This window comes from Pseudomonas sp. P9_31, from assembly GCF_034008235.1.
Classification (GTDB): domain Bacteria; phylum Pseudomonadota; class Gammaproteobacteria; order Pseudomonadales; family Pseudomonadaceae; genus Aquipseudomonas.
The window spans coordinates 741,469-763,999 of the sequence record NZ_CP125375.1; the positions used below are offsets into that span (position 1 = coordinate 741,469).

Annotated in this window: 16 protein-coding genes; 8 read left to right on the top strand and 8 right to left on the bottom strand. The window is 59.0% G+C overall.

Features of this window, described 5'->3' with window-relative positions:
• The first annotated feature begins 4 nt into the window (after positions 1-4).
• The 3 genes from rplQ (at position 5) to bfr (ending at position 2,672) form a co-directional block, all read left to right on the top strand.
• On the top strand, positions 5-391 hold the full coding sequence (gene rplQ / locus QMK51_RS03405; protein ID WP_007955635.1) for a 50S ribosomal protein L17: 387 nt from the start codon (positions 5-7) through the stop codon (positions 389-391).
• Between the two features lie 212 nt (positions 392-603).
• Positions 604-2,052: a catalase gene (locus tag QMK51_RS03410; protein WP_320393153.1), complete on the top strand. Its 1,449-nt coding sequence runs from the start codon at positions 604-606 to the stop codon at positions 2,050-2,052.
• Positions 2,053-2,207: 155 nt separating this feature from the next.
• Positions 2,208-2,672, top strand: a complete 465-nt coding sequence (bfr, locus tag QMK51_RS03415; protein WP_258698832.1) for a bacterioferritin — start codon at positions 2,208-2,210, stop codon at positions 2,670-2,672.
• 72 nt (positions 2,673-2,744) lie between these two features.
• On the opposite strand, the gene uvrA is transcribed toward bfr, so the two are convergent.
• Positions 2,745-5,579, bottom strand: a complete 2,835-nt coding sequence (gene uvrA, locus QMK51_RS03420; RefSeq protein ID WP_320393154.1) for an excinuclease ABC subunit UvrA — start codon at positions 5,577-5,579, stop codon at positions 2,745-2,747.
• A gap of 191 nt (positions 5,580-5,770) precedes the next feature.
• Here uvrA and QMK51_RS03425 point away from each other — a divergent pair, with 191 nt between their 5' ends.
• The 5 genes from QMK51_RS03425 (at position 5,771) to QMK51_RS03445 (ending at position 14,660) form a co-directional block, all read left to right on the top strand.
• The gene (locus tag QMK51_RS03425) at positions 5,771-7,168 is read left to right on the top strand and encodes an MFS transporter (RefSeq protein WP_320393155.1); all 1,398 of its coding nucleotides are present in this window, start codon (positions 5,771-5,773) and stop codon (positions 7,166-7,168) included.
• Positions 7,169-7,177: 9 nt separating this feature from the next.
• Positions 7,178-7,702 carry a single-stranded DNA-binding protein gene (locus tag QMK51_RS03430; RefSeq protein WP_007896798.1) on the top strand — a complete coding sequence of 175 codons (525 nt, stop codon included), beginning with the start codon at positions 7,178-7,180 and terminating at the stop codon, positions 7,700-7,702.
• Between the two features lie 719 nt (positions 7,703-8,421).
• On the top strand, positions 8,422-10,488 hold the full coding sequence (gene tssI / locus QMK51_RS03435) for a type VI secretion system Vgr family protein (RefSeq protein WP_320393156.1): 2,067 nt from the start codon (positions 8,422-8,424) through the stop codon (positions 10,486-10,488).
• Between the two features lie 24 nt (positions 10,489-10,512).
• Positions 10,513-14,454: an RHS repeat-associated core domain-containing protein gene (locus tag QMK51_RS03440; protein ID WP_320393157.1), complete on the top strand. Its 3,942-nt coding sequence runs from the start codon at positions 10,513-10,515 to the stop codon at positions 14,452-14,454.
• A gap of 5 nt (positions 14,455-14,459) precedes the next feature.
• Positions 14,460-14,660 (top strand): hypothetical protein, encoded by a 201-nt coding sequence (locus tag QMK51_RS03445; RefSeq protein ID WP_258696797.1) that lies wholly within the window; start codon positions 14,460-14,462, stop codon positions 14,658-14,660.
• Positions 14,661-15,489: 829 nt separating this feature from the next.
• On the opposite strand, the gene QMK51_RS03450 is transcribed toward QMK51_RS03445, so the two are convergent.
• From QMK51_RS03450 to QMK51_RS03480, 7 genes are all read right to left on the bottom strand, one after another.
• The gene (locus QMK51_RS03450; protein WP_320393158.1) at positions 15,490-17,694 is read right to left on the bottom strand and encodes an OsmC domain/YcaO domain-containing protein; all 2,205 of its coding nucleotides are present in this window, start codon (positions 17,692-17,694) and stop codon (positions 15,490-15,492) included.
• A gap of 120 nt (positions 17,695-17,814) precedes the next feature.
• Positions 17,815-18,972 carry a glutathionylspermidine synthase family protein gene (locus tag QMK51_RS03455; RefSeq protein WP_320393159.1) on the bottom strand — a complete coding sequence of 386 codons (1,158 nt, stop codon included), beginning with the start codon at positions 18,970-18,972 and terminating at the stop codon, positions 17,815-17,817.
• A 12-nt stretch (positions 18,973-18,984) separates the two neighbouring features.
• Positions 18,985-19,713, bottom strand: a complete 729-nt coding sequence (locus QMK51_RS03460) for a DUF1190 domain-containing protein (RefSeq protein WP_320393160.1) — start codon at positions 19,711-19,713, stop codon at positions 18,985-18,987.
• Between the two features lie 19 nt (positions 19,714-19,732).
• Entirely contained in the window at positions 19,733-20,161 is a 429-nt protein-coding gene (locus QMK51_RS03465) for a DUF350 domain-containing protein (protein ID WP_008008913.1), read from the bottom strand.
• 14 nt (positions 20,162-20,175) lie between these two features.
• Entirely contained in the window at positions 20,176-20,850 is a 675-nt protein-coding gene (locus QMK51_RS03470; protein WP_258698838.1) for a YjfK family protein, read from the bottom strand.
• Entirely contained in the window at positions 20,837-21,871 is a 1,035-nt protein-coding gene (locus QMK51_RS03475) for a potassium channel family protein (RefSeq protein WP_320393161.1), read from the bottom strand. The genes QMK51_RS03470 and QMK51_RS03475 overlap by 14 nt, the downstream gene beginning before the upstream one ends.
• A 72-nt stretch (positions 21,872-21,943) precedes the next feature.
• The gene (locus tag QMK51_RS03480; RefSeq protein WP_258698840.1) at positions 21,944-22,507 is read right to left on the bottom strand and encodes a rhomboid family intramembrane serine protease; all 564 of its coding nucleotides are present in this window, start codon (positions 22,505-22,507) and stop codon (positions 21,944-21,946) included.
• Positions 22,508-22,531 lie beyond the last annotated feature (24 nt).

The window sequence follows — 22,531 nt, forward strand, 5'->3', positions numbered from 1 at the left end:
AACCATGCGTCATCGTAAAAGTGGTCGTCACCTGAGCCGCACCAGCTCGCACCGCAAGGCCATGTTTCAAAACATGGCGGTGTCGCTGTTCGAGCACGAGCTGATCAAAACTACACTGCCAAAAGCCAAAGAACTGCGCCGCGTTGCTGAGCCGCTGATCACTTTGGCCAAGACAGACAGCGTTGCTAACCGTCGTCTGGCTTTTGACCGTACTCGTTCGAAAGCTATCGTTGGTAAGCTCTTCAACGACCTGGGCAAGCGTTACGCTACCCGTGAGGGTGGCTACCTGCGCATCCTCAAGTGCGGTTTCCGCGCTGGCGACAACGCGCCTATGGCGTACGTCGAGTTGGTTGATCGTGCTGTCGGCGGTGAAGCTGTATCCGCTGAGTAAGACGTCAGTCTGAAACAAGGAACCGGGCCTAGTGCCCGGTTTTTTGTGCGCGTCTGAAAAGTATGGCCTTGCGACTATCCATCTCCGATCTCCGTTAGTAAATTTCTATCACTGCCCACAATTTAATGAATTTGATGGCGTCATGTGCATGGTTGATACTCCCTCCCAGCCGATTAGCCGGCAGTTCCAAGACTGACAGAGGAAGAGATCGCATGAGCCAGAATAAAACGCTTACGACCGCCAGTGGCGCTCCTGTTGCCGACAACCAGAATTCCCGCTCCGCCGGCCCTCGTGGTCCTTTGCTGCTCGACGATTTCCACCTGATTGAGAAACTTGCCCACTTCAACCGTGAAAACATCCCGGAGCGTCGCGTGCATGCTAAAGGCTCGGGTGCTTACGGTACATTCACGGTGACTCGCGATATCACTCAGTACACCAGTGCCAAGCTGTTCGAGTCTGTAGGCAAACAAACTCCGACCTTCCTGCGATTCTCCACCGTGGGTGGCGAGCGCGGTTCGGCTGATACCGAGCGTGATCCACGCGGATTTGCCCTGAAGTTCTACACAGAAGAAGGCAACTGGGACATCGTCGGTAACAACACACCGGTATTTTTCATCCGTGATCCGCTGAAATTCCCTGACTTTATCCACACCCAGAAGCGCCTGCCGCAAAGCAACCTGAAAAGCGCGCAGGCGATGTGGGACTTCTGGTCTCACTCACCTGAGGCATTGCACCAGGTCACTATTCTGTTCTCGGACCGCGGCATCCCTGATGGTTATCGCCACATGCACGGCTTTGGTAGCCACACCTACAGCCTGATTAACGCCAATGGCGAGCGTCACTGGGTAAAGTGGCACTACAAAACCAAACAGGGGATCAAGAACCTTGCTCCGGCAGAAGCGGCGCGGCTGGCGGGTACCGATCCGGATTACGCACAACGTGACCTGTTCGGCGCCATTGAGCGCGGAGACTTCCCGAAATGGAGTGTCAACATCCAGGTCATGACCGAGGCCCAGGCCGCTGATCACTACGAGAACCCGTTCGACGTGACCAAAACCTGGTCGCAGAAAGAGTTTCCGTTGATCGAGGTGGGCGAGCTGGAGCTCAACCGCAATCCGCTGAACTACTTCGCTGAAGTCGAGCAAGCTGCGTTCGGTCCGAGCAACATGGTCCCGGGTGTCGGTCTGTCCCCTGATCGCATGCTGCAAGGTCGCGTGTTCGCTTACGCCGATGCCCATCGCTACCGTGTGGGCACCAATCACCAGCAACTGCCGGTGAATGCGCCTCGTAGTCCGGTCAACACCTACCAGCGCGACGGCTCCATGGCATTTGGCGTCAATGGTGGTGCGGCGCCGAACTATGAGCCGAACAGCTACGTGGAATCACCGAAACAGGCACCGCATTATGCGGAACCAGCCTTGGCCTTGAGCGGCGCCGCCGATCGTTACGATCATCGCGAAGATACTGACTACTACAGCCATGCCGGTGCGCTGTTCCGTCTAATGAACGATGAGCAGAAAGCCCTGCTGATCAACAACATTGCCGGTGCCATGGCCGGGGTTTCCGGTGACGTGATTGATCGTCAACTGCAGCATTTCTTCAGGGCTGACCCAGCTTATGGAGAAGGCATCGCAAAGGCGTTGGGCTTACAGCTTAACTAAGTCTAAACGATAAGCAGAACCGCCCTCATTTGGGCGGTTTTTGCGTCATTTAAACTGCTTTTCTCAGAATATCTTCGCTTTCATTGCGTCGAGCGAGTGACCTTCCGGTCAGCTTGGTTCAAACTACAGACTTTCAAGCAGGGAGATGTAGGGCGATGCAGGGTCACCCAGACGTAATCGATTACCTCAACACGTTGCTGACAGGCGAACTGGCAGCCCGTGATCAATATTTCATCCATTCGCGGATGTACGAGGACTGGGGGTTCACCGAGCTCTACGAACGTATCAATCACGAGATGGAAGAAGAGGCGCAGCACGCTGACGCCCTGATGCGTCGGATCCTCATGCTCGAAGGTACTCCGCGTATGCGTCCGGACGATCTGGATGTCGGCACCACCGTGCCTGACATGCTCGCCGCTGATTTGCGTCTGGAGTACAAGGTTCGGGCAGCTCTCTGCAAGGGCATTGAGCTTTGCGAGCTGCACAAGGACTACGTCACCCGCGAGATCCTGCGCATTCAGCTGGCCGATACCGAAGAAGATCATACCTACTGGCTGGAGAAGCAGCTGGGTCTGATCAAACTGATTGGTCTGGAAAATTACCTGCAATCGCAGTTCTGATCTTTTAGCAGGCCACACAAACAAAAGCCCCTGTCACCGACAAAGTGACAGGGGCTTTTTCATGGCCCTGATTCAGGCCCTGTCGCGAGCCAGCAGCGGTTTGAGGTAGTAACCGGTGTGAGACTGCTTCATCTCGGACACTTCTTCCGGCGTACCGACGGCAATGATCTGGCCGCCCTTGGAACCACCTTCCGGCCCCAAGTCCACCAACCAGTCGGCGGTTTTGATCACATCCAGGTTGTGTTCGATCACGACCACGGTATTGCCGTGGTCGCGCAGACGATGCAGTACGTCGAGCAGTTGCTGGATATCGGCGAAGTGCAAGCCGGTAGTCGGTTCATCGAGGATATACAGCGTCTTGCCGGTATCGCGCTTGGACAACTCGCGCGACAGTTTCACCCGCTGGGCTTCACCGCCAGATAGTGTGGTCGCCGATTGTCCTAGCTTGATGTACGACAGACCGACATCCATCAACGTCTGAAGCTTGCGCGCCAGAGCCGGAACCGCGTCGAAGAAGACTCGAGCTTCCTCGATGGTCATCTCCAGGGTTTCGTGGATGCTCTTGCCCTTGTACTTGATCTCCAGCGTTTCGCGGTTGTAGCGCTTGCTCTTGCAAACATCACACGGAACATAGATGTCCGGCAGGAAGTGCATCTCCACCTTGATCAGGCCATCGCCCTGACAGGCCTCGCAGCGTCCGCCCTTCACGTTGAAGGAGAAGCGCCCAGGACCGTAACCGCGAGAGCGGGACTCCGGAACGCCAGCGAACAGTTCGCGAATCGGCGTGAACAGCCCGGTATACGTTGCCGGGTTGGAGCGCGGCGTGCGGCCGATCGGGCTCTGATCGATGTCCACAACCTTGTCCAGATGTTCCAGGCCTTTAATGCTGTCGTGAGCAGCCGCTTCCAGAGTCGTTGCCCCATTGAGTGCTGTAGCGCTCAAAGGGAACAGCGTGTTGTTGATCAGCGTCGATTTGCCTGAGCCGGACACACCGGTCACACAGGTCAGCAGACCGATTGGAATCTCCAGGTCGACATTGCGCAAATTGTTGCCGCGAGCGCCCTTGAGCGACAGCGACAACTTCTTGTTACGCGGCGTGCGTTTGGCTGGGACTGCGATCTTCACCCGGCCCGACAAATACTTGCCGGTCAGCGAATCAGGGTGAGCCATGACTTCGGCCGGCGTCCCTTCGGCAACGATATGCCCGCCGTGCACGCCTGCACCCGGGCCGATATCCACCACATAGTCGGCCAGACGAATCGCATCTTCATCGTGCTCGACCACGATCACTGTGTTGCCGATGTCCCGCAGATGCTTGAGGGTGCCCAGCAACCGGTCGTTGTCCCGTTGATGCAGACCGATCGACGGTTCATCGAGGATATACAGAACCCCCACCAGACCGGCGCCAATCTGACTGGCCAGGCGAATCCGCTGGGCTTCACCGCCGGACAGCGTGTCGGCACTGCGATCCAGTGATAAGTAGTCCAGGCCAACGTTGACCAGAAACTGCAGCCGCTCGCGGATTTCCTTGAGGATCTTGTCGGCAATCTCGCCACGGCGGCCGGTCAGTTTCAGCACGCCGAAATACTCACAGGCGTCGCCGATCGGCAGATTGGTCACCGCCGGCAAGGTTTTCTCACCAACCCACACATGCCGCGCCTCGCGACGCAGGCGGGTACCGCGGCAATCCGGGCAGGGTTGCGTGCTGAGGAACTTGGCCAGCTCTTCACGGACCGAAGCCGACTCGGTTTCGCGGTAGCGGCGTTCCAGGTTCGGCACGATGCCTTCGAACGGGTGCGAACGTTTGACGATATCGCCACGGTCGTTCAGGTATTTGAAGTCGACGTTCTGCGAGCCGCTGCCATGCAGGATGAATTTCTGCTGATCGGCCGGCAGTTCGTTGAACGGCACTTCAAGACTGAATTTGTAGTGCGAGGCCAGCGAGCCAAGCATCTGGAAGTAATAGACGTTACGCCGGTCCCAGCCGCGAATCGCGCCTTCGGCCAGGGTCAGTTCACCGTTCACCAATCGCTTGATGTCGAAAAACTGTTTAACCCCCAGGCCATCGCAGGTCGGGCAGGCGCCGGCCGGGTTGTTGAAGGAAAACAGCTTGGGTTCCAGCTCGCTGATGGCATGGCCGCAGATCGGGCAGGCGAAGCGTGCAGAGAAGATGATCTCTTCGCCGGGCTCGTCATCCATCGGCGCGACCAGTGCAATGCCGTCCGCCAGTTTCAATGCGGTCTCGAACGATTCGGCCAGGCGTTGTTGCAAATCGGCGCGGACCTTGAAGCGGTCGACCACGACGTCGATCGAGTGCTTCTTCTGTTTATCCAGCTTCGGCAACTCGTCCAGTTCGCAGAGCTTGCCGTTGACCCGTGCCCGCACAAAACCCTGGGCCCGCAGTTCTTCGAAGACCGAGAGGTGCTCGCCCTTGCGCTCGCGGATCACCGGGGCCAGCAACATCAGTTTGCTGCCCTCAGGTTGTGCCAGCACCAGATCGACCATCTGGCTGACGGTTTGGGCTTCCAGCGGAATGTCGTGATCCGGGCAGCGCGGAATACCGACGCGAGCGTAGAGCAGGCGCAGGTAGTCGTAGATTTCGGTAATGGTGCCGACCGTCGAACGCGGGTTGTGCGAGGTCGACTTCTGTTCGATGGAGATCGCTGGCGACAGGCCTTCGATGGTGTCGACGTCAGGTTTTTCCATCATCGACAGGAACTGCCGGGCGTAGGCCGACAGCGATTCGACATAGCGTCGCTGGCCTTCGGCGTACAGCGTGTCGAAAGCCAGCGACGACTTGCCGGATCCGGACAGGCCGGTGATAACAATCAGTTTGTCCCGTGGCAGGGTCAGGTCGATGTTCTTCAGGTTGTGGGTTCGGGCCCCACGAATCAGGATCTTGTCCAAAGTGGCCTCGCTCGGCGGGCGTCGAAAACGTAGGAGTATACGGCCAAATACTGGATGGATGCACACTATCAAATGAGAGGGCCGCAGCCTTACATGAAGAGTCTGTCAGCAGAGCGCGTCATTGCGTCGCGATATACCCCGTCAATCGATGGGACTGGTAGAATCGCCGCCGGTTCACATGAGGTTTTTCCATGCACGATCCCCACAGCGAACGCATGAGTGGCAGTGAGACCCGCGCAGCAAGCGGTCTGGCCCTGGTGTTCGCCTTCCGTATGCTTGGCATGTTCATGGTGTTGCCGGTACTGGCGACCTATGGGATGGAACTGGCGGGAGCGACCCCGGCCCTCATCGGGTTGGCGATTGGCGCTTACGGCCTGACCCAGGCGATCTTTCAGATTCCTTTCGGCTTCATTTCCGACCGCATCGGTCGCCGTCCGGTGATTTACCTGGGGCTGATCGTCTTCGCCCTGGGGAGCGTGCTGGCGGCCAATGCGGATTCGATCTGGGGCGTCATTGCCGGACGCATCCTGCAGGGCGCCGGGGCGATTTCCGCGGCGGTCATGGCGTTGCTGTCGGACCTGACCCGGGAACAGCATCGGACCAAAGCCATGGCCATGATCGGCATGACGATCGGCCTGTCGTTCGCTGTCGCCATGGTTGTTGGGCCGTTGCTGACCCGTGCCTTTGGCCTGTCCGGGTTGTTCTTCGCCACCGGCGGCATGGCGTTGTTCGGCATCGTCATCGTGATGTTCATGGTGCCCCGCGCCACCGGCCCGTTGCAGCACCGCGAGTCCGGTGTCGCGCGCCAGGCGCTGATACCGACGCTCAAGCATCCGGACCTGCTGCGCCTGGACCTGGGCATTTTTGTGTTGCACGCGATGTTGATGTCGAGCTTCGTTGCGTTGCCGCTGGCTCTGGTCGAAAAAGCCGGTTTGCCCAAGGAGCAGCACTGGTGGGTATACCTGGCCGCGCTGCTGATTTCCTTCTTCGCCATGATCCCGTTCATTATCTACGGCGAGAAGAAACGCAAAATGAAACGAGTTTTACTCGGCGCCGTCGTGACGCTGATGCTCACTGAGCTATTCTTCTGGCAGTTCGGCGACAGCTTGCGGGCTCTGGTGATCGGGACGGTGGTGTTCTTTACCGCGTTCAACTTGCTGGAAGCTTCGTTGCCATCGCTGATCAGCAAGGTTTCACCGGCGGGCGGCAAGGGCACGGCGATGGGGGTTTATTCCACCAGTCAGTTCCTCGGTTCGGCACTGGGCGGGATCCTCGGCGGCTGGATGTTCCAGCACGGCGGTTTGTCGGCTGTCTTCCTCGGATGCGCCGGCCTGGCTGCCCTCTGGCTGGCCTTTGCTGTTACCATGCGCGAACCTCCGTATGTGACGAGCCTGCGCTTGCCGTTGTCGCCCGAAGCGATTCGTGAAGCTGGCCTGATCGAGCGCCTGAAGGCCGTCGTTGGAGTAACCGATGCAATCGTGGTTGCAGATGAAGCGGCGATTTACATCAAACTGGACACCGAATTATTGGATCGCACTACCTTGGAGCGTCTGGTGAACAACCCGGCCGCGACAGCGTGCGAAGCCTAGGAGAACGTTATGGCCCGTGGGGTTAACAAAGTCATATTGGTCGGCACTTGCGGCCAGGATCCCGAAGTTCGCTACTTGCCTAACGGTAACGCCGTGACCAACCTGAGTCTGGCGACCAGCGAACAGTGGACCGACAAGCAAACCGGTCAGAAGGTCGAGAAGACCGAATGGCACCGTGTGTCGATGTTCGGCAAGGTTGCCGAAATTGCCGGCGAATACCTGCGTAAAGGTTCGCAGGTCTACATCGAAGGCAAGCTGCAGACCCGCGAGTGGGAAAAAGACGGTATCAAGCGTTACACCACTGAAATCGTGGTCGATATGCAAGGCACCATGCAACTGCTGGGCGGCCGTCCACAACAGGGCGACCAACAAGGCGGGGGCAATAACTACCAGCAATCCGCCCCAGCCCCACGTCAGCAGGCTCCGCGTCCGCAGCAGTCGGCACCGCAACAGTCGCGCCCGGCTCCACAGCAGCAGGCCGCTCCTCAGCCGGCTCCGGATTTCGACAGCTTTGATGACGATATCCCGTTCTAGCGCATACCTTAGACTAATTTGTAAAGTTTAGACTTGAGACCCCCGCACTGCGGGGGTTTCGCGTTTTTATGGATGTAAAAAATGTCTTGAGTGTAGGCGCCGACTAAATTTTGACCCGGGCGGCCGATTCTGCCTGACCCAGGCTGAACCATCGAAAGCCGCGCTGGCCCTCGTTTTGTGTGTAGTAGGCTGGGTCAATGGATTCCGGCACCAAAGGTCAATCTGGCGTCGGCGCCAACAACCCTTGAACATTGTCGTATATCGCCGACATTTACGATGTGTATTCACCTTGGCTACTGTGTCCCCCTCGCAATCACAGTGGGAACAATTCCCTGAAAACATCAGATCATTTATGATTCGCCCCACTCTCGACCTGATGATGGACCACCTGTCTTGATGACCTTTCATATCTGCCCTGCTCTGGGCTGCCCATCTGGGCGAGGCGCAGGATCGCCCGCTACACCTTCGACCTCAATCGCCAAGCTATCGTCCCACGCCAAAGCTCGAAGGCAAGGTGCTGGCGGGAGTGCGGATCGGCGAGCGGAATAACGAATTACATTACCAATTCAGTGACACCACCTGATCACGCCATAAACCCTGTAGGAGCCGGCTTGCTGGCGATCAATGCCACGCGGTGTATCAGATACACCGCCATCGCCAGCAAGCTCGCTCCTACAAGGGCTACGGCGCTTCACCTATCGCATTCAACGAGATAACCGATGCTATTCACACAGGCCACCCGCCTGGCCCAGATCAACAGCCCCCTCGGGCCGGATGTCCTGTTGCTCAAGGACTTCGGCGGTGGTGAGGAACTGGGCCGGCTGTTCGACTACGAATTGCACCTGACCTCCAACGACGGCAACCTGGACCTCAACCAGTTGCTGGGCAAGCCCATGAGCCTGTCGCTACAGGTCCAGGGCGGCCTGCGGTACTTCCACGGCATCGTCGCGCGCTGCAGCCAGAACGTCAGCCAGGGCCAGTTCGCCAGCTATTCGGTGACCCTGCGCCCCTGGCTCTGGCTGCTGACCCGCACCTCCGACTGCCGGATCTTCCAGCACCAGAGCATCCCGCAGATCATCAAGCAGGTGTTCCGCGACCTGGGTTTCTCCGACTTCGAAGACGCCCTCAGCCAGCACTATCGCGAGTGGGAATACTGCGTTCAATACCGCGAAAGCAGCTTCGAATTCGTCAGCCGGCTGATGGAACAGGAAGGTATCTACTACTACTTCCGCCACGAAAAGGATCGCCACGTGCTGGTCCTGGCCGACGCCTACGGTGCCCACCACAGCGCCCCGGGCTACGAGTCGCTGCCGTATTACCCGCCGGACGGCCAGCATCGCGAGCGCGACCACCTCAACGGCTGGCACCTGGCCCAGGAAGTCCAGCCCGGTTCCCTGGAGCTCAACGACTACGACTTCCAGCGCCCCAGCGCGCGGATCGACGTGCGCTCGGCCATGCCGCGCCCGCACGCCGCCGGCGACTATCCGCTGTATGACTACCCCGGCACCTACGTGCAGAGCCAGGACGGCGAGCACTACGCGCGCACCCGCATCGAAGCCATCCAGAGCCTGCATGAGCGGGTCGAGCTCAACGGCAACGCCCGGGGCCTGGGCTCGGGGCATCTGTTCAGCCTCACCGGCTTCGGTCGCCAGGACCAGAATCGCGAATACCTGATCGTCGGCGCGCGTTACTACATCGCCCAGGAAAGCCTGGAAACCGGCGGCGCCTCGCCCGGTACGCAGTTCGAAAGCAGCCTCAGTTGCATCGACGCGCAACAGAGCTACCGCCCGCTGGCCAATACCGCGCGACCCACCGTCAAGGGACCGCAGACCGCCGTGGTGGTGGGACCGGCCGGCGAGGAAATCTGGACCGACCAGTTCGGCCGGGTCAAGGTGCACTTCCACTGGGACCGCCACGACCAGTCCAACGAAAACAGCTCCTGCTGGATTCGTGTGTCGCAGGCCTGGGCCGGCAAGAACTGGGGCTCGATGCAGATCCCGCGAATCGGCCAGGAAGTCATCGTCAGCTTCCTCGAAGGCGACCCCGACCGGCCAATCATCACCGGCCGGGTCTACAACGCCGAACAGACGGTGCCCTACGACCTGCCCGCCAACGCGACCCAGAGCGGCATGAAAAGTCGTTCGAGCAAAGGCGGCACGCCAGCCAACTTCAACGAAATCCGCATGGAAGACAAGAAAGGCGCCGAGCAGCTGTACATCCATGCCGAGCGCAACCAGGACATTGCCGTCGAGAATGACGAAAGCCACTGGGTCGGGCATGACCGGCGCAAGACCATCGACCATGACGAGACGGTTCATGTGAAACATGACCGCAACGAGACAGTGGACAACAACGAAAGCATCACCGTGCATGCCAACCGCGACAAGACCGTCGACCGCAACGAGACAGTGAAGATTGGCATGAACAAGTCGGAAACCATCCTGATGGCGTCCTTGCAGAACGTTGGCATGGGCCGGATGGAAAACGTCGGATTTGGCTACAGCCTGAACGTCGGCATGATGATGAATACCGTCGTCGGCCTCAGCCAGACCACCCAGGTGCTGAAGAAGAAATCCGTTTCGGTGGGCGAGGCCTACCACATTGGTGTTGGCGGCGCAGAGGAGGGTTCGAGTATCAGCCTGGACGGCAACAGCATCAAGCTGGGCAGCAAGGTCATCGAGCTGACGGCCGACCAGGAGATTCGCCTATCGTGCGGCCAGAGCACCCTCCGCATAACGGCTTCGGAAATCGAGATTCTTTCGCCCAATGTCGACATCAACTGCTGAACGACAGCTTTCAGGAACAGTTTTATGAGCGGCTCTGGCCTTCCCGTTTCCCATGTGGGTGAAAAGGTATCCGGCAATGTGATTGCCACAGGCTCCCCGAACGTGCGTGTCGGCAGCATGGCCTCGGGCCAGGCTGATCGAGCCTCGGCCTGCGTGCCCTTCGTCGGCCAGCCAGTCAACCCCATACTGGGCTGCAAGCTGCTTCCCGAAGAGGTCGACTTCGCCTTGGCGGCGCCGGATACCTTCAGCTTCGGCCGTGGCTACCTGTCGAGCAACCCGAGGATCAGCCGACTTGGCCAGGGCTGGTGGCTACCGGGCGAAAGCCTGTTGCTGGAGCTGAACGCCGACGGCTGCGTGCTGATCGATGCCCAGGGCCGGCGCATCACCTTTCCACCACTGGCGCCTGGCGCGACCTGGTATTCAGGCAGCGAGCAGCTCTGGCTGCGCCGGGGCGACACCCCAGACGAGCGACAGGAGCATGTGGCCTGGACCGGGCGCTGGGCCAGGGTGGCACCGGCCCTGCAACGCAATCCAAACGTGGTCGTCGTGCTCGACGGCAACAGCTACCTGAGCTTCGCGCGCCAGGCCAACGATCTCTGGCGCCTGCACTCGACCTTTGGCCGCAGCGGCTACCCGACCCTGTTCAACTGGAGCCCACGCGGATTCCTGACCAGTATTCGCGACAGCGCCGGACGCAGTTATGTGCTGCTCTACCAGCAGGTGTGCCAGGCACAACCGGGCGATGATGGCGTGCGCCTCTGCGGTGTGGTCCTGGCCAACCCGGACGGTCCTGTGCCCGAGCACTTCGATCCGCAGTCCAGTGGCAACGACTGGCTGGTGCGCTACCAATTCAATGAAAGCGGCGACCTGATCGCCGTACGCGACCGGCTGGGCGTCGTTGTCCGGGTGTTCGCCTGGAACAATCACATCATGGTTGCACATAGCGAACCGGGCGGCCTGGAGGTGCGCTATGAATGGGACGGGCACCGGCCAGACGGGCGGGTGCTGAGGCAGATCGAAACCGATGGCCTGGTCCGGGAGTTTCGTTATTACAGCGATGCCACCGATGTGGTCGACAGCCTCGGGCGCACAGAACGCTATGAGTTCTCTGGCCAGGATGGCGAACGGCGCTGGACGGCGCTGATCCGGCCCGACGGCAGCCGCACATCATTCGAGCACGACATGTTCGGCCGCCAGGTGGCCGTGCGCGATCCGCTGGGCCGCGAGTCACGCCGGCAGCTCGATGGACAGGGCCGGGTGCTGGCCGAGCGATCGCCAGGCAAGAAGCACTATCGCCAGACCCTCGACGAAGAAACCGGCCTGCTCAAGGAACTGATCGATGCCATGGGGCGGCGATGGATCTTCGAACGTAACGAGACCACCAGCCTGACTTGTGTGAGCGGGCCAACCGGGACGATTCGCTACCACTACGATGACTCCACCCTGCCCAACCGAGCCACCCGGATCAGCGACAGCAAGGGCGGGGTGAAACAGGTGCAATGGAACCGCCTGGGGCTGCCTTCCCGTATCACCGACTGCTCCGGACAGACCCATTCCTACGAATACGACAGCGAAGGGCGCCTACTTGCCGAGACCGATCCGGCAGGCCGCTCCACCTGCTACGTCTACAATCGGCTGGGACAGGTCATCGAAGTGACCCTGGCCGACGGCACCCGCCTGGCCTACCATTACGACGCTCAGGGCAGACAAACCCATATCGCCGATACACATGGGCACTGCACGCAACTGGAATGGGATCGGGTCGGACGCCTGGTCAGGGCCACCGACAGCACCGGTGATGCACTGGATTACCGCTACGACGCCGCCGGTCGACTGTGCAGGATCACCAACCAGAACGGCGCCCAGGCCACCTTCGCTTTCGACACATTGGACCGCCTGGTCGAAGAGAACGGCTTCGATGGCCGTCGCCAGCACTACCGCTACAACCTGGCCGGTGAGCTGGTCACCCGTATCGATGCCGAAGGCCGCGAGACGCACTATGAGTACAACCGCGATAGCCAGCTGATTCGCCGTCACCTGCCGGCGACCGCTACGGCAGACGCATTCAGCGAGCACTACGGCTGGCTGCCGGACGGCCGTCTGGCCATGGTCAAAGGACCGGATTGCGAAGTGCGCCTGGCCTATGACCCGGCGGGCAACCTGAGCCTGGAAAGCCAGATCCATGCTGACGGCTGGGTCTACAGCGTCACCCATCAGCATGACGCCCTGGGCGTGCGCGAAAGCAGCCGCTATGGCGATGCGCCGCCGATTACCTGGCTGACGTATGGTTCGGGGCATCTGCATGGCGTGCTGGCGGCCCATGCCGAGATGGCCTTTGAACGTGACGCCCTGCACCGTGAACAGCGGCGCGAGGCACGTCTGAAGGGCAAGCCGCACGCCTTGCTGGAACAGGGGCGCGAACACGATGCCATGGGGCGCCTGACTCGCAGTCGGATCACCCTGGCCACTGCCGAGGACTGGCAACGCGAGTATCGCTATGATCCCCTGGGCCAGCTTGTACAGGTCGATGACAACCTCAGGCCCGGCCTGCGTTATCGCTACGACCGTGGCGGCCGGCTAGACGCCAGCCAGCACGGCAGCGAAGTGCCGAACATCTACCGCTACGACCCGGCCGGCAACCGGCTCGACAGCGGGCAGCAGCAGGCCGGTGACCAGCAACGGCAGTACGCCCACAACGAACTGTACCGCTCGGGCTATGTAGGCTCGCAATTCGACTCGCTCCAGGCAGCACAGCCGCCAGGAGCGTGGAGCGGCAATCGTGTCGAGCGCCTGGAAGGTCATGAGTACCGCTTCGATGCCCAGGGCAACCTGGTGGCGCGCCACGCTCCTGATGGAGAACACCTGCACCTGGAATACGACGGCGCCAACCGCCTGGTGAGTGCTACCCGCCAGCGGGCCGATGGCGTGATCACCCAGGCCCGCTATCGCTATGATGGTCTGTCCAGGCGTATCGCCAAGGTGGTCCGGCAAGACGATGGGCAACAGGTGATCCGCTTTGGCTGGGACGGCGAGCGGCAATGCGCCGAGGTATTCGACGACCTGCTGCGCACCACCGTGCATGAGCCCGACAGTTTCATCCCGCTGCTGCGCATCGAACAGAACCGCAAGCCTGACAGTGCGGACCTGCTGATGATTCGCCGCGAGATGGCTGCCGCTGACCAGCCACTGCCCGAGCAATGCCATCCGGCGCTGGGCGCGCCGGCCATCGGTTTCTTCCATACCGACCACATCGGCACGCCACTGCGTCTGGACAACGAACAGGGTCGAACGATCTGGCAGGCACATAATGACGATTGGCGTGCCGTGAAACAGGAAACCGGCCCGGCCGACCAGCCCATCCGTTTCCAGGGGCAATACCACGACCGGGAAAGCGGCCTGTACTACAACCGCCACCGCTACTACCTGCCCGAAGCGGGCCGTTATGCCAGCCAGGATCCGATCGGTTTTCGGGGCGGGCCGAATGCCTATGCCTATGCGCTGAATGCGCCTTCGGTGGCCTATGACCCGAGTGGGTTGATCGTGCCGCTGTTGATCATTGGCGGTTTTCTGGCCAGGGCAGCTCTGGGAGCCACCATCGAAGTAGGCATGCAGGCCGGCAAACAGGTTCTGGGGCAGATGAAGGATAACTGGGATAACGACAGGGAACTGACGGATATCAAGTGGAGATGCATTGATATTAATCTCAAGCATGTGGGTGTCGCGGCTGCGGCCGGGGCATTGGCTCCAGGCATGCTCAGCTCGGCTAAAACGGTCTATAAGTCGGCCAAAGCCTACCGAGCGTTGTCAGGCCAGGCCGCCAACACGGCCAATCGAGCCGCAAAACTGGCCGTGCGCAAGGCGGCTCATGCCGACACGATCAAAACAGCCGTGAAAGTTCAGGCGGGTTTCCAGGTCAGCAAAGCCATTGTCAAGTGTGTGTCCAAAGATGAAGAAGACGAGTGCTAATAATCATGGTTCAGACCATCAAGGAAATTTTGCTCTACGCAGTCATTTTTCTGCCCTTCGCGTTGCTCTACAACATTCTGGAGATATACTTTGGCGACTCATGGTGGCCGGCGATCATCGTGATCACTCTGATGTTGATTGCACGCGTGAGCCTGTACCTGTACCGGCGCCATAAAGGCATTCGCGACACCTGGCTGGATCCATAAGATCAGCACGCCATGAATCCGGGCTGCGAGCCTGCCTTCGATAATCAGATATCCGCAGACAGATATCGGGATGCATTGTGGTACTTGGCAATCCGCCCTAGTGTGCAGTTTTGAAAATAACTTACCCGCCAGCCTGTGAGGCCATTGCCTCACGGGCTCGCTGTATCTTGTTCAAGATATCCTCTCCTTTGCATTCTGTAGGTGCCGACTAATTTTGACCCCGGCGGCCGATTCTGCCTGACCCAAGCTGAACCATCGAAAGCCGCGCTGACCCTCGTTTTGTGCGTAGTCGGCTGGGTCAACGGATTCCGGCACCAAAGGTCAATCTGGCGTCGGCGCCAACAGCCTTGTTGCTCAAGTCGAACTCGATATTAACGTCCCAGACATTAACCCATGTGAGGCCCGAGGATGGCTGGACCGAGCCTCTGAATTACTGGAAGCTTCCGTTGCTAGACGAAGCGATCGGAGTAGCGCATGGTTCGATTGAGCAGACATTCGCCCAAAGTCAGCACCTGTCGCTTTATCCAGTACACCGCTCGTCTGGATTTGTCTGCGGTTCGGTTGATCATTTCAAGTTTAAGCAGGCTTCGAATTGTGTAAATTTTTTCGGGGATAGGAGCCGTTTTTTCACAAAAACCTTACGGAATTTTTTACTTTTTGTTCATTGGCTAGGAGGCTATAGGCTTTGTTTTCAATGAGTTATGGCTCATTCAATCGCTCACTCGACAGGGATGTGAGCTTTCTGGTGTTCATAACCGTTCTAAAAAGCAGCTATCCAGTCAGTAACAAAAAAGCGAAGCCATCTGGCTTCGCTTTTTTGTGGGCGCTGTTAACTGAATAAAGTGGTCACATTGGCCCGTGCCGAGTGCAGTTTCTTGTAGCTATCGATCAACCGCAGGTGCCTGTCGAGCCCCTCCAGTTTCATGCTGGTCGGCGTCAAGCCATGGAAGCGCACGCTGCCATTCACCGATCCAATTGCTGCATCTGTCCGCTCGTTGCCAAACATCCGGCGGAAATTGGCCTCGTAGTCTTCCAGCTCCAGGTCTTCGTCCAGTTCCATCTCCAGCACCACATTGATGGCCTGATAGAACAAGCCACGCTCAACCGTGTTGTCGTTGTACTGCAGGAACATTTCTACCGCTTCTTTTGCCTCTTCAAACCGCTGCAAGGCGAGATAAATCAGCAGCTTCAACTCCAGGATCGTCAGCTGACCCCAAGCCGTGTTGTCGTCAAACTCGATGCCGATCAAGGTGGTGATGTCGGTGTAGTCGTCCAGCTCACTTTCCACCAGGCGTTCAACCAGCGCTTGCAGTTCTTCTTCGTCCAGGCGATGCAGGTTCAGGATATCGGCGCGGAAAAACAGCGCTTTGTTGGTGTTATCCCAGATCAGATCGTCTGCGGGATAGATTTCCGAATAGTTCGGCACCAGGATGCGGCAGGCCGTTGCACCGATATGCTCGTAGACCGCCATGTACACTTCCTTGCCCATGCCTTCGAGAATGCCGAACAAGGTCGCGGCTTCCTCGGCATTCGAGTTTTCACCCTGGCCGGAGAAGTCCCACTCCACGAATTCGTAATCCGATTTTGAGCTGAAGAAGCGCCACGACACCACGCCGCTGGAGTCGATAAAGTGCTCGACGAAGTTATTCGGCTCGGTCACTGCATGACCTTCAAAAGTCGGCTGGGGCAAGTCGTTGAGGCCTTCGAAGCTGCGGCCTTGCAGCAATTCGGTCAGGCTGCGTTCCAGCGCCACTTCCAGGCTCGGATGCGCGCCGAACGAGGCGAACACACCGCCGGTACGCGGGTTCATCAACGTGACGCACATCACCGGGAACTCACCCCCCAAGGACGCATCCTTCACCAGCACGGGGAACCCTTGTTCTTCCAGCGCCTGAATACCGGCCAGTATCCCGGGGTACTTCGCCAGTACGTGAGCTGGCACATCCGGCAGGGCAAATTCACCTTCGATGATTTCGCGTTTTACCGCGCGCTCGAAGATCTCCGACAGGCATTGCACCTGGGCTTCGGCCAGCGTGTTACCGGCACTCATGCCATTGCTCAGGAACAGGTTTTCAATCAGGTTGGACGGGAAATACACCACCTCGCCGTCCGACTGGCGCACGTACGGCAGCGAGCAGATGCCGCGCTCTTCATTGCCCGAGTTGGTATCGATCAGGTGGGAGCCACGCAGCTCGCCGTCGCGGTTGTAAATCTTCAGGCAATACTCGTCGAGGATTTCGGCCGGCAGTGCATCTTTACGGCCAGGCTTGAACCAGCGTTCGTCCGGGTAGTGCACAAACGCTGCGTCGGCGATGTCTTCGCCCCAGAACTGGTCGTTGTAGAAGAAGTTGCAGTTGAGTCGCTCGATAAACTCGCCCAACGCCGACGCCAACGCGCCTTCCTTGGTCGCACCCTTGCCGTTGGTAAAGCACATCGGCGAGTGCGCATCGCGGATATGCAGCGACCACACATTGGGCACGATATTGCGCCACGAGGCGATTTCAATCTTCATGCCCAGGTCCGCCAGAATGGCCGACATGTTGGTGATGGTTTGCTCCAGCGGCAGATCCTTGCCGGCAATATAGGTGCTCGCCTCTGAGTTGGAAGCAGGCATCAACAAAGCCTGGGCATCGGCGTCGAGGTTGTCCACTTCTTCGATCACAAACTCAGGCCCGGCTTGCACCACTTTTTTCACGGTGCAACGGTCGATGGAACGCAGGATGCCCTGGCGGTCCTTGTCGGAGATGTCCGCCGGCAACTCGACCTGGATCTTGAAAATCTGGTTGTAGCGGTTTTCCGGATCAACAATGTTGTTCTGCGACAGGCGGATGTTATCCGTGGGGATATTGCGCGTGTCGCAGTACAGCTTCACAAAATACGCCGCACACAGCGCCGACGAAGCCAGGAAGTAGTCGAACGGACCCGGTGCCGAGCCATCGCCCTTGTAGCGGATAGGTTGATCGGCCACCACCGTGAAGTCATCGAACTTGGCTTCAAGTCGAAGGTTGTCGAGAAAGTTGACCTTGATTTCCATGGGGGATTACCAGAATAGCGGCTAAACGAATGGCCGCCATTATCCGGCATTTGCGCAGTAAGTCTTGTGGGTGTCTGACGATATGTCGACACCCGGCCTTTTTAGTGGGCGATGGAGGGGTCAATCGAGTATCAGATGCGGCAAGAACCGGCTCGAATCCTTGGTAATCAAACTGTTGTCCTCGCGCACACCGATTCCCGCCGCCTGATCCCCGATCACCCAGGAACCGATCAGCGTGTAGCTGTCGCCAAACTTCGGCAGCGGGGCGAACTCCTGAAGGATAAACGGCGCGTCGGTGTAGGGTCCGTCCTCTTTCACGATCAGCCCCTCAGCAGTTTGCAGCTCGATGTTGGCACCTTCCCGGGAGAAGAACGGCTTGCGTACCCAGCCCTTGGGCACGGCTTTGCTCGGGTCGGCGTCCAGGTACGACTCGAGCAGGTTCGGGTGACCTTTGTTGAACTCCCACAGCAGCGGCAGGATGCCCTTGTTGGAGATGATGGATTTCCAGGCCGGCTCGAAAAACTGTGTGGCGCTCTGGGCGATCGCTGCGCCGAAGGGTTCGTGGAAGATGAACTCCCAGGCATGCAGCTTGAACAGGTGAGGAATCCAACGATCTTCTAAATCGACGAAACGTCCTTCACTGGTGAGGCCGATGTCTTCGATATCGATATGCCGCGATTCGATGCCGACCTTTTCCGCGACCAGACGCAGGTAATCGGTGGTGCCCTTGTCTTCGACCGAGTCTTTCATCGAGGCGAAATAGAAGGGCTCTTTGAGCTGCAGTTGGGCAAAGGCCTGATGCAGCTTGGTGTCGATGCTGTTGAACTGGTCGGCATGCTTGGGCAGCAAGCCACGTTCGATGCATTGCTCAAGCCAGCCCCACTGAAACGCTGCCGCCTCATACAGGCTGGTCGGCGTGTCGTAGTTGAGTTCCAGCAATTTGGCCGGCCCGCTGCCGTTGTAGGAGAAATCCATGCGCCCATACAGGTGCGGGTGGCCTTCGAGCCATGAAGTGCGAACCATGTCGAAGAATGGCGCGGGAATGCTCAGGCGCTCCAGCAGCTCCTCGCTCTGAACCACGCGGGCCACCAGGTCCATGCACATCTCATGAAGCTCGGTGGTCGGGTCTTCGAGATCGTTCTCGATCTGTTTGAGCGTGAACTGGTAGTACGCGCTCTCGTCCCAATAGGGTTCATCGTCGATGGTATGGAACAGAAAGCCGAGACTCTCGGCGGTCTGTTTCCAGTCATGACGCTCTGCGCAGAGGATTTTCTTCATGGCCCTGTTTCCTTAACTGCTCGACCCGCCAAAACTCTTGCTCGATCCGCCCCAGCCGCTGCGTGCGCTGGCCTGGCTGCCGAAGCCGCCGCGGGAGGTGGACGATGCAACAGACACCGGCTTACTGCGGGTGATGGTGTCTGTGTAACTGCCGCTGCTGCCGTAGCGCGCCTGATTGGACCTGTTGAAGGTTGAACCTGACGATACCCGCTGGCTGAGTGTCGAGGACGAGTAGTCACCGCGATCATCGCGATAGCGATAGACCGGTTCGGAGTAGTAACTGTTGCGGTTGTTGCTGAGCATGTTGCCGATCAGCAACCCGGTCAGCAGGCTGCTGCCGGAGAAGCCTGACCCAGCGGCGTTCGCTTCCGACGCTGGCAGTTTGGCCTTGGCCGCGTCCACTTCGGCTTGCGTGACCTCGCCATCGGCGTTCAGCTCGAAACCGCCGAGCTTGGGGATGAACTTGCCGGCGGAATCCTGCTGGCACCAGTCGGTAACGAAGTCGGCGTCGCAATCGGCCTGGTTGTCGTACACCGGCGCAATGCTTCGATGCTGGGCCATGGCCTTCATATAGGCGTCAGAACAGATGTCGACCGGGAGCTTTTCATCGGCGCACTGCTGGACGGACTGGAAGTTGTACTTTTTGTGTATCTCGTAGGTTTTTTCCGTCGGCCCGCAGCCTGATATCGCCATGGCGACCGATGCTGCCAGGGAGAGCTGAACGTACTTGCTTCGTTTCATCGGGATCTCCGTGGCGCAATCAGTTCTGGGAAGGGGTCATGCACGCGGCATTCAACATGCCGACGCTGATGGCCACTGCCGCGATATAGATCCCCGCAGCGATTTCACCTTTCTTGATGCGCTCAGAGGCGCCTTTTAGCACCAGGCTGGTCACCAGAAACGCCAGCAGTTGAACGAAAGCGGCGATCACTGCCCAGACGACGAAGTCCAGAATGCTGATCGAGTAGGCGATCACATTGCTGGCCGGAATGGCGAAACCAATGATGGCGCCGCCCAGGGCGATCGCAGCCGCCACGTTGCCCGAACGGATCAGTTCGAACTCCTTGTGCGGTGTGATTCGGGTGTAGATGAACTGGAACAGCGCGAACAGCACGGCGGCGCCGAGAATGTACAAAACAAACCCGAGCACGGCGGCTTTGTTCAGGGAGATGGAGAGCGCTTCAAGCATGGACTTCTTCCTTTTTAAAAAGTGTTCAGGTCGGTGGTGTACAGCGAGATGCCCAACGAAGTGCTCAAGCTGATGGTGCCTTCGGCGTCTTCTTCGACGGAAAACAGCAGGAATTCCCGGCGATCGGTCAGGCCGGTTTCGCGGGCGTACAGCATCGAATGGTGCTCGATGCTGTAGGACTCATCCGGATTGGTCAGGCGCTCGCTCAAGGCCACCAGTTCCGTCTGGCCGTTCTCGGTACCCCATTCGCGGGTGTATTCGACACCGTTGTGGGTGTAGGTCGGCAGGCCGATCAGGCTTTGAGGGCCGGCCAGTCGACGCAGCTCCGCTTCACTGTTGATGGTGACGTAGCTGAGGTAGTTGAACAGGATCACCGACTCGACCTGTCCGGCGATGTCGCCGGTGGTGTGCACTTGCAGCCAGTAGTCTTCGTCGTTCATGTAATAGCGCGACAACCAGGTCGATTGCCCGAGATCAACAGTGCCGGCGCTCCAGATCTGTTGGGAGCCAGGGATGACCACTGTGGTGTTGCCGTCGAGTAGCAACTTCAGGGTGGTATCGAACATCACCCCTTTGCCGAATGCCAGGCCCAGCGGCCCGGTGGCGGGCGGGCTGTCGTTGGCTGTCCATTTCGACTCGGTATTCGCTGTCGGGGCCTCAAGCCCCATCAACTGTTTAAACCATCCCATTGGAGATTTCCTTGAGGCGCGTGGAGGCGATGTAGAAGAGTTCACCGCCCTCAACGCGAGTGGCGCCGGGCGGGTTGATCGAAGGGTGGCGGGCGCCTTTGGCGCGGTAGCCGATAAGGGTAGCGTTGTGGCGTTCTTTCATCTGTGCGTACAGATCGCCGAACGTTGCTTCAAAAGCCTCGGGCAGTTTCATCAGGTATTGGGTGGCGCCTTGGCCCACGCAAAGTAATTCATTGATGACCACAGACGAGCCCGGGTCCTGAGAGGCACGCACCAACATCTCGATGGCCATGCTTGAGGTGCATTCCAGGCTGGGGGCGTAGGCGCTGGCGAGCGCGGCGATTTCACTTTCATTGAAGTGGGCGACCACATGCCCGACAGGGCTCAGTTGATTGACCGCCAGCACGGTGGCCAGGGTCAGATCGTCTGAATGGGTTCGCACCAGTACGCGTTCGGCGCCAGGCACGCCGGCCCGCAGCAAAAGCGCGGCAGCGGACAGGCTTTCGCCTTTGATAAAGGCCGCTTTGCCCGGCATGGGGTTTTCTTCAAGGGTGCAATCGCAAATGACGATCAGGTTGTCATTGGACGTTTCGTCCTGCAGCAGTAATTCAATCACCCGCTCGCTGGTCGCGCCTTCCCAGCCGATGAGAACGGTGTGGCCGACCTTGCCGGTGAAATCGCCTTTGCCCTTCATGCCTTTTCTCCATACATCGATGACACTGCTGGTGGTTTTGCCGATGGCTGCCGTCAGCAGCGCAATGCCCCCGAGCATGACCCAGGTAGCCACGAAAATCCGTCCCGCGGATGTCTGCGGCGCGAGATCGCCGTAGCCGACGGTGAGTGTGGTGGTGAGATAGAAGTAGGTAAACGTGGCGGGGGCGATGAGGTGTTGTTCGCCCAGAAGCGCCAGGCCCAGCCAAGCCGTGGTCATGTGTATGCCCAAGGCAATGGCCAGGCCCGCCCAGCCGAACCGATGGAAGAAGGACGAGGCGTACGCACGCAACAAAAGGAAAATCGACATTACATCCCTGACTCCGTGGGGGGCTCATTCCTGGCGACGTAATCGCTCTGGCGTCTGAGTGCTCAAGTGCGGTTACCGGGCGGCATTAAACCTGCTGCGCGGCGTAGATAAAAGTACCTTGGCTGCAATAAACCCGGCGATCGCACTAAAAATATGCCCTTCGAAGGAAATGCCCCGGCGAGGAAGGAAGCCAAAAATCAGCCCGCCATAGAGCAGGGCGACGACACTGGCCGTTATCAGGTTGCTCCAGCTTCTCTGGAACCAGGCGCGCGACAGGAGGTACGCCCACAGCCCGAATACCCATCCGCTGGCACCGATGTGTACGCCTGCAAAACCGAACAGCCAGATCAGCGAGCCGCCCAGCAAAATAATGATAGCGCTGACGGCCACGAACCGATTGAGCCCTTCGATAATGACCAGAGTACCGAGGATCAAGAAGGCAATCAGGTTGGCGCTCAGGTGTGCAAAGGATGAGTGCAAGAAAGGCGAGGTGATGATGCCGGCCAGTCCGTGCAATGTTCTCGGCACCAGGCCGAAGGCAGTAAGGCTGTAGCCGGTCGCCGCATTGAGCAGATGCAGCGCAACCATGAAGAGGGCTACGCCTGCGATTGTCTTGAAACCCTTCAGGGCATCCATCCTTGACCTCGACTCAACTCGACT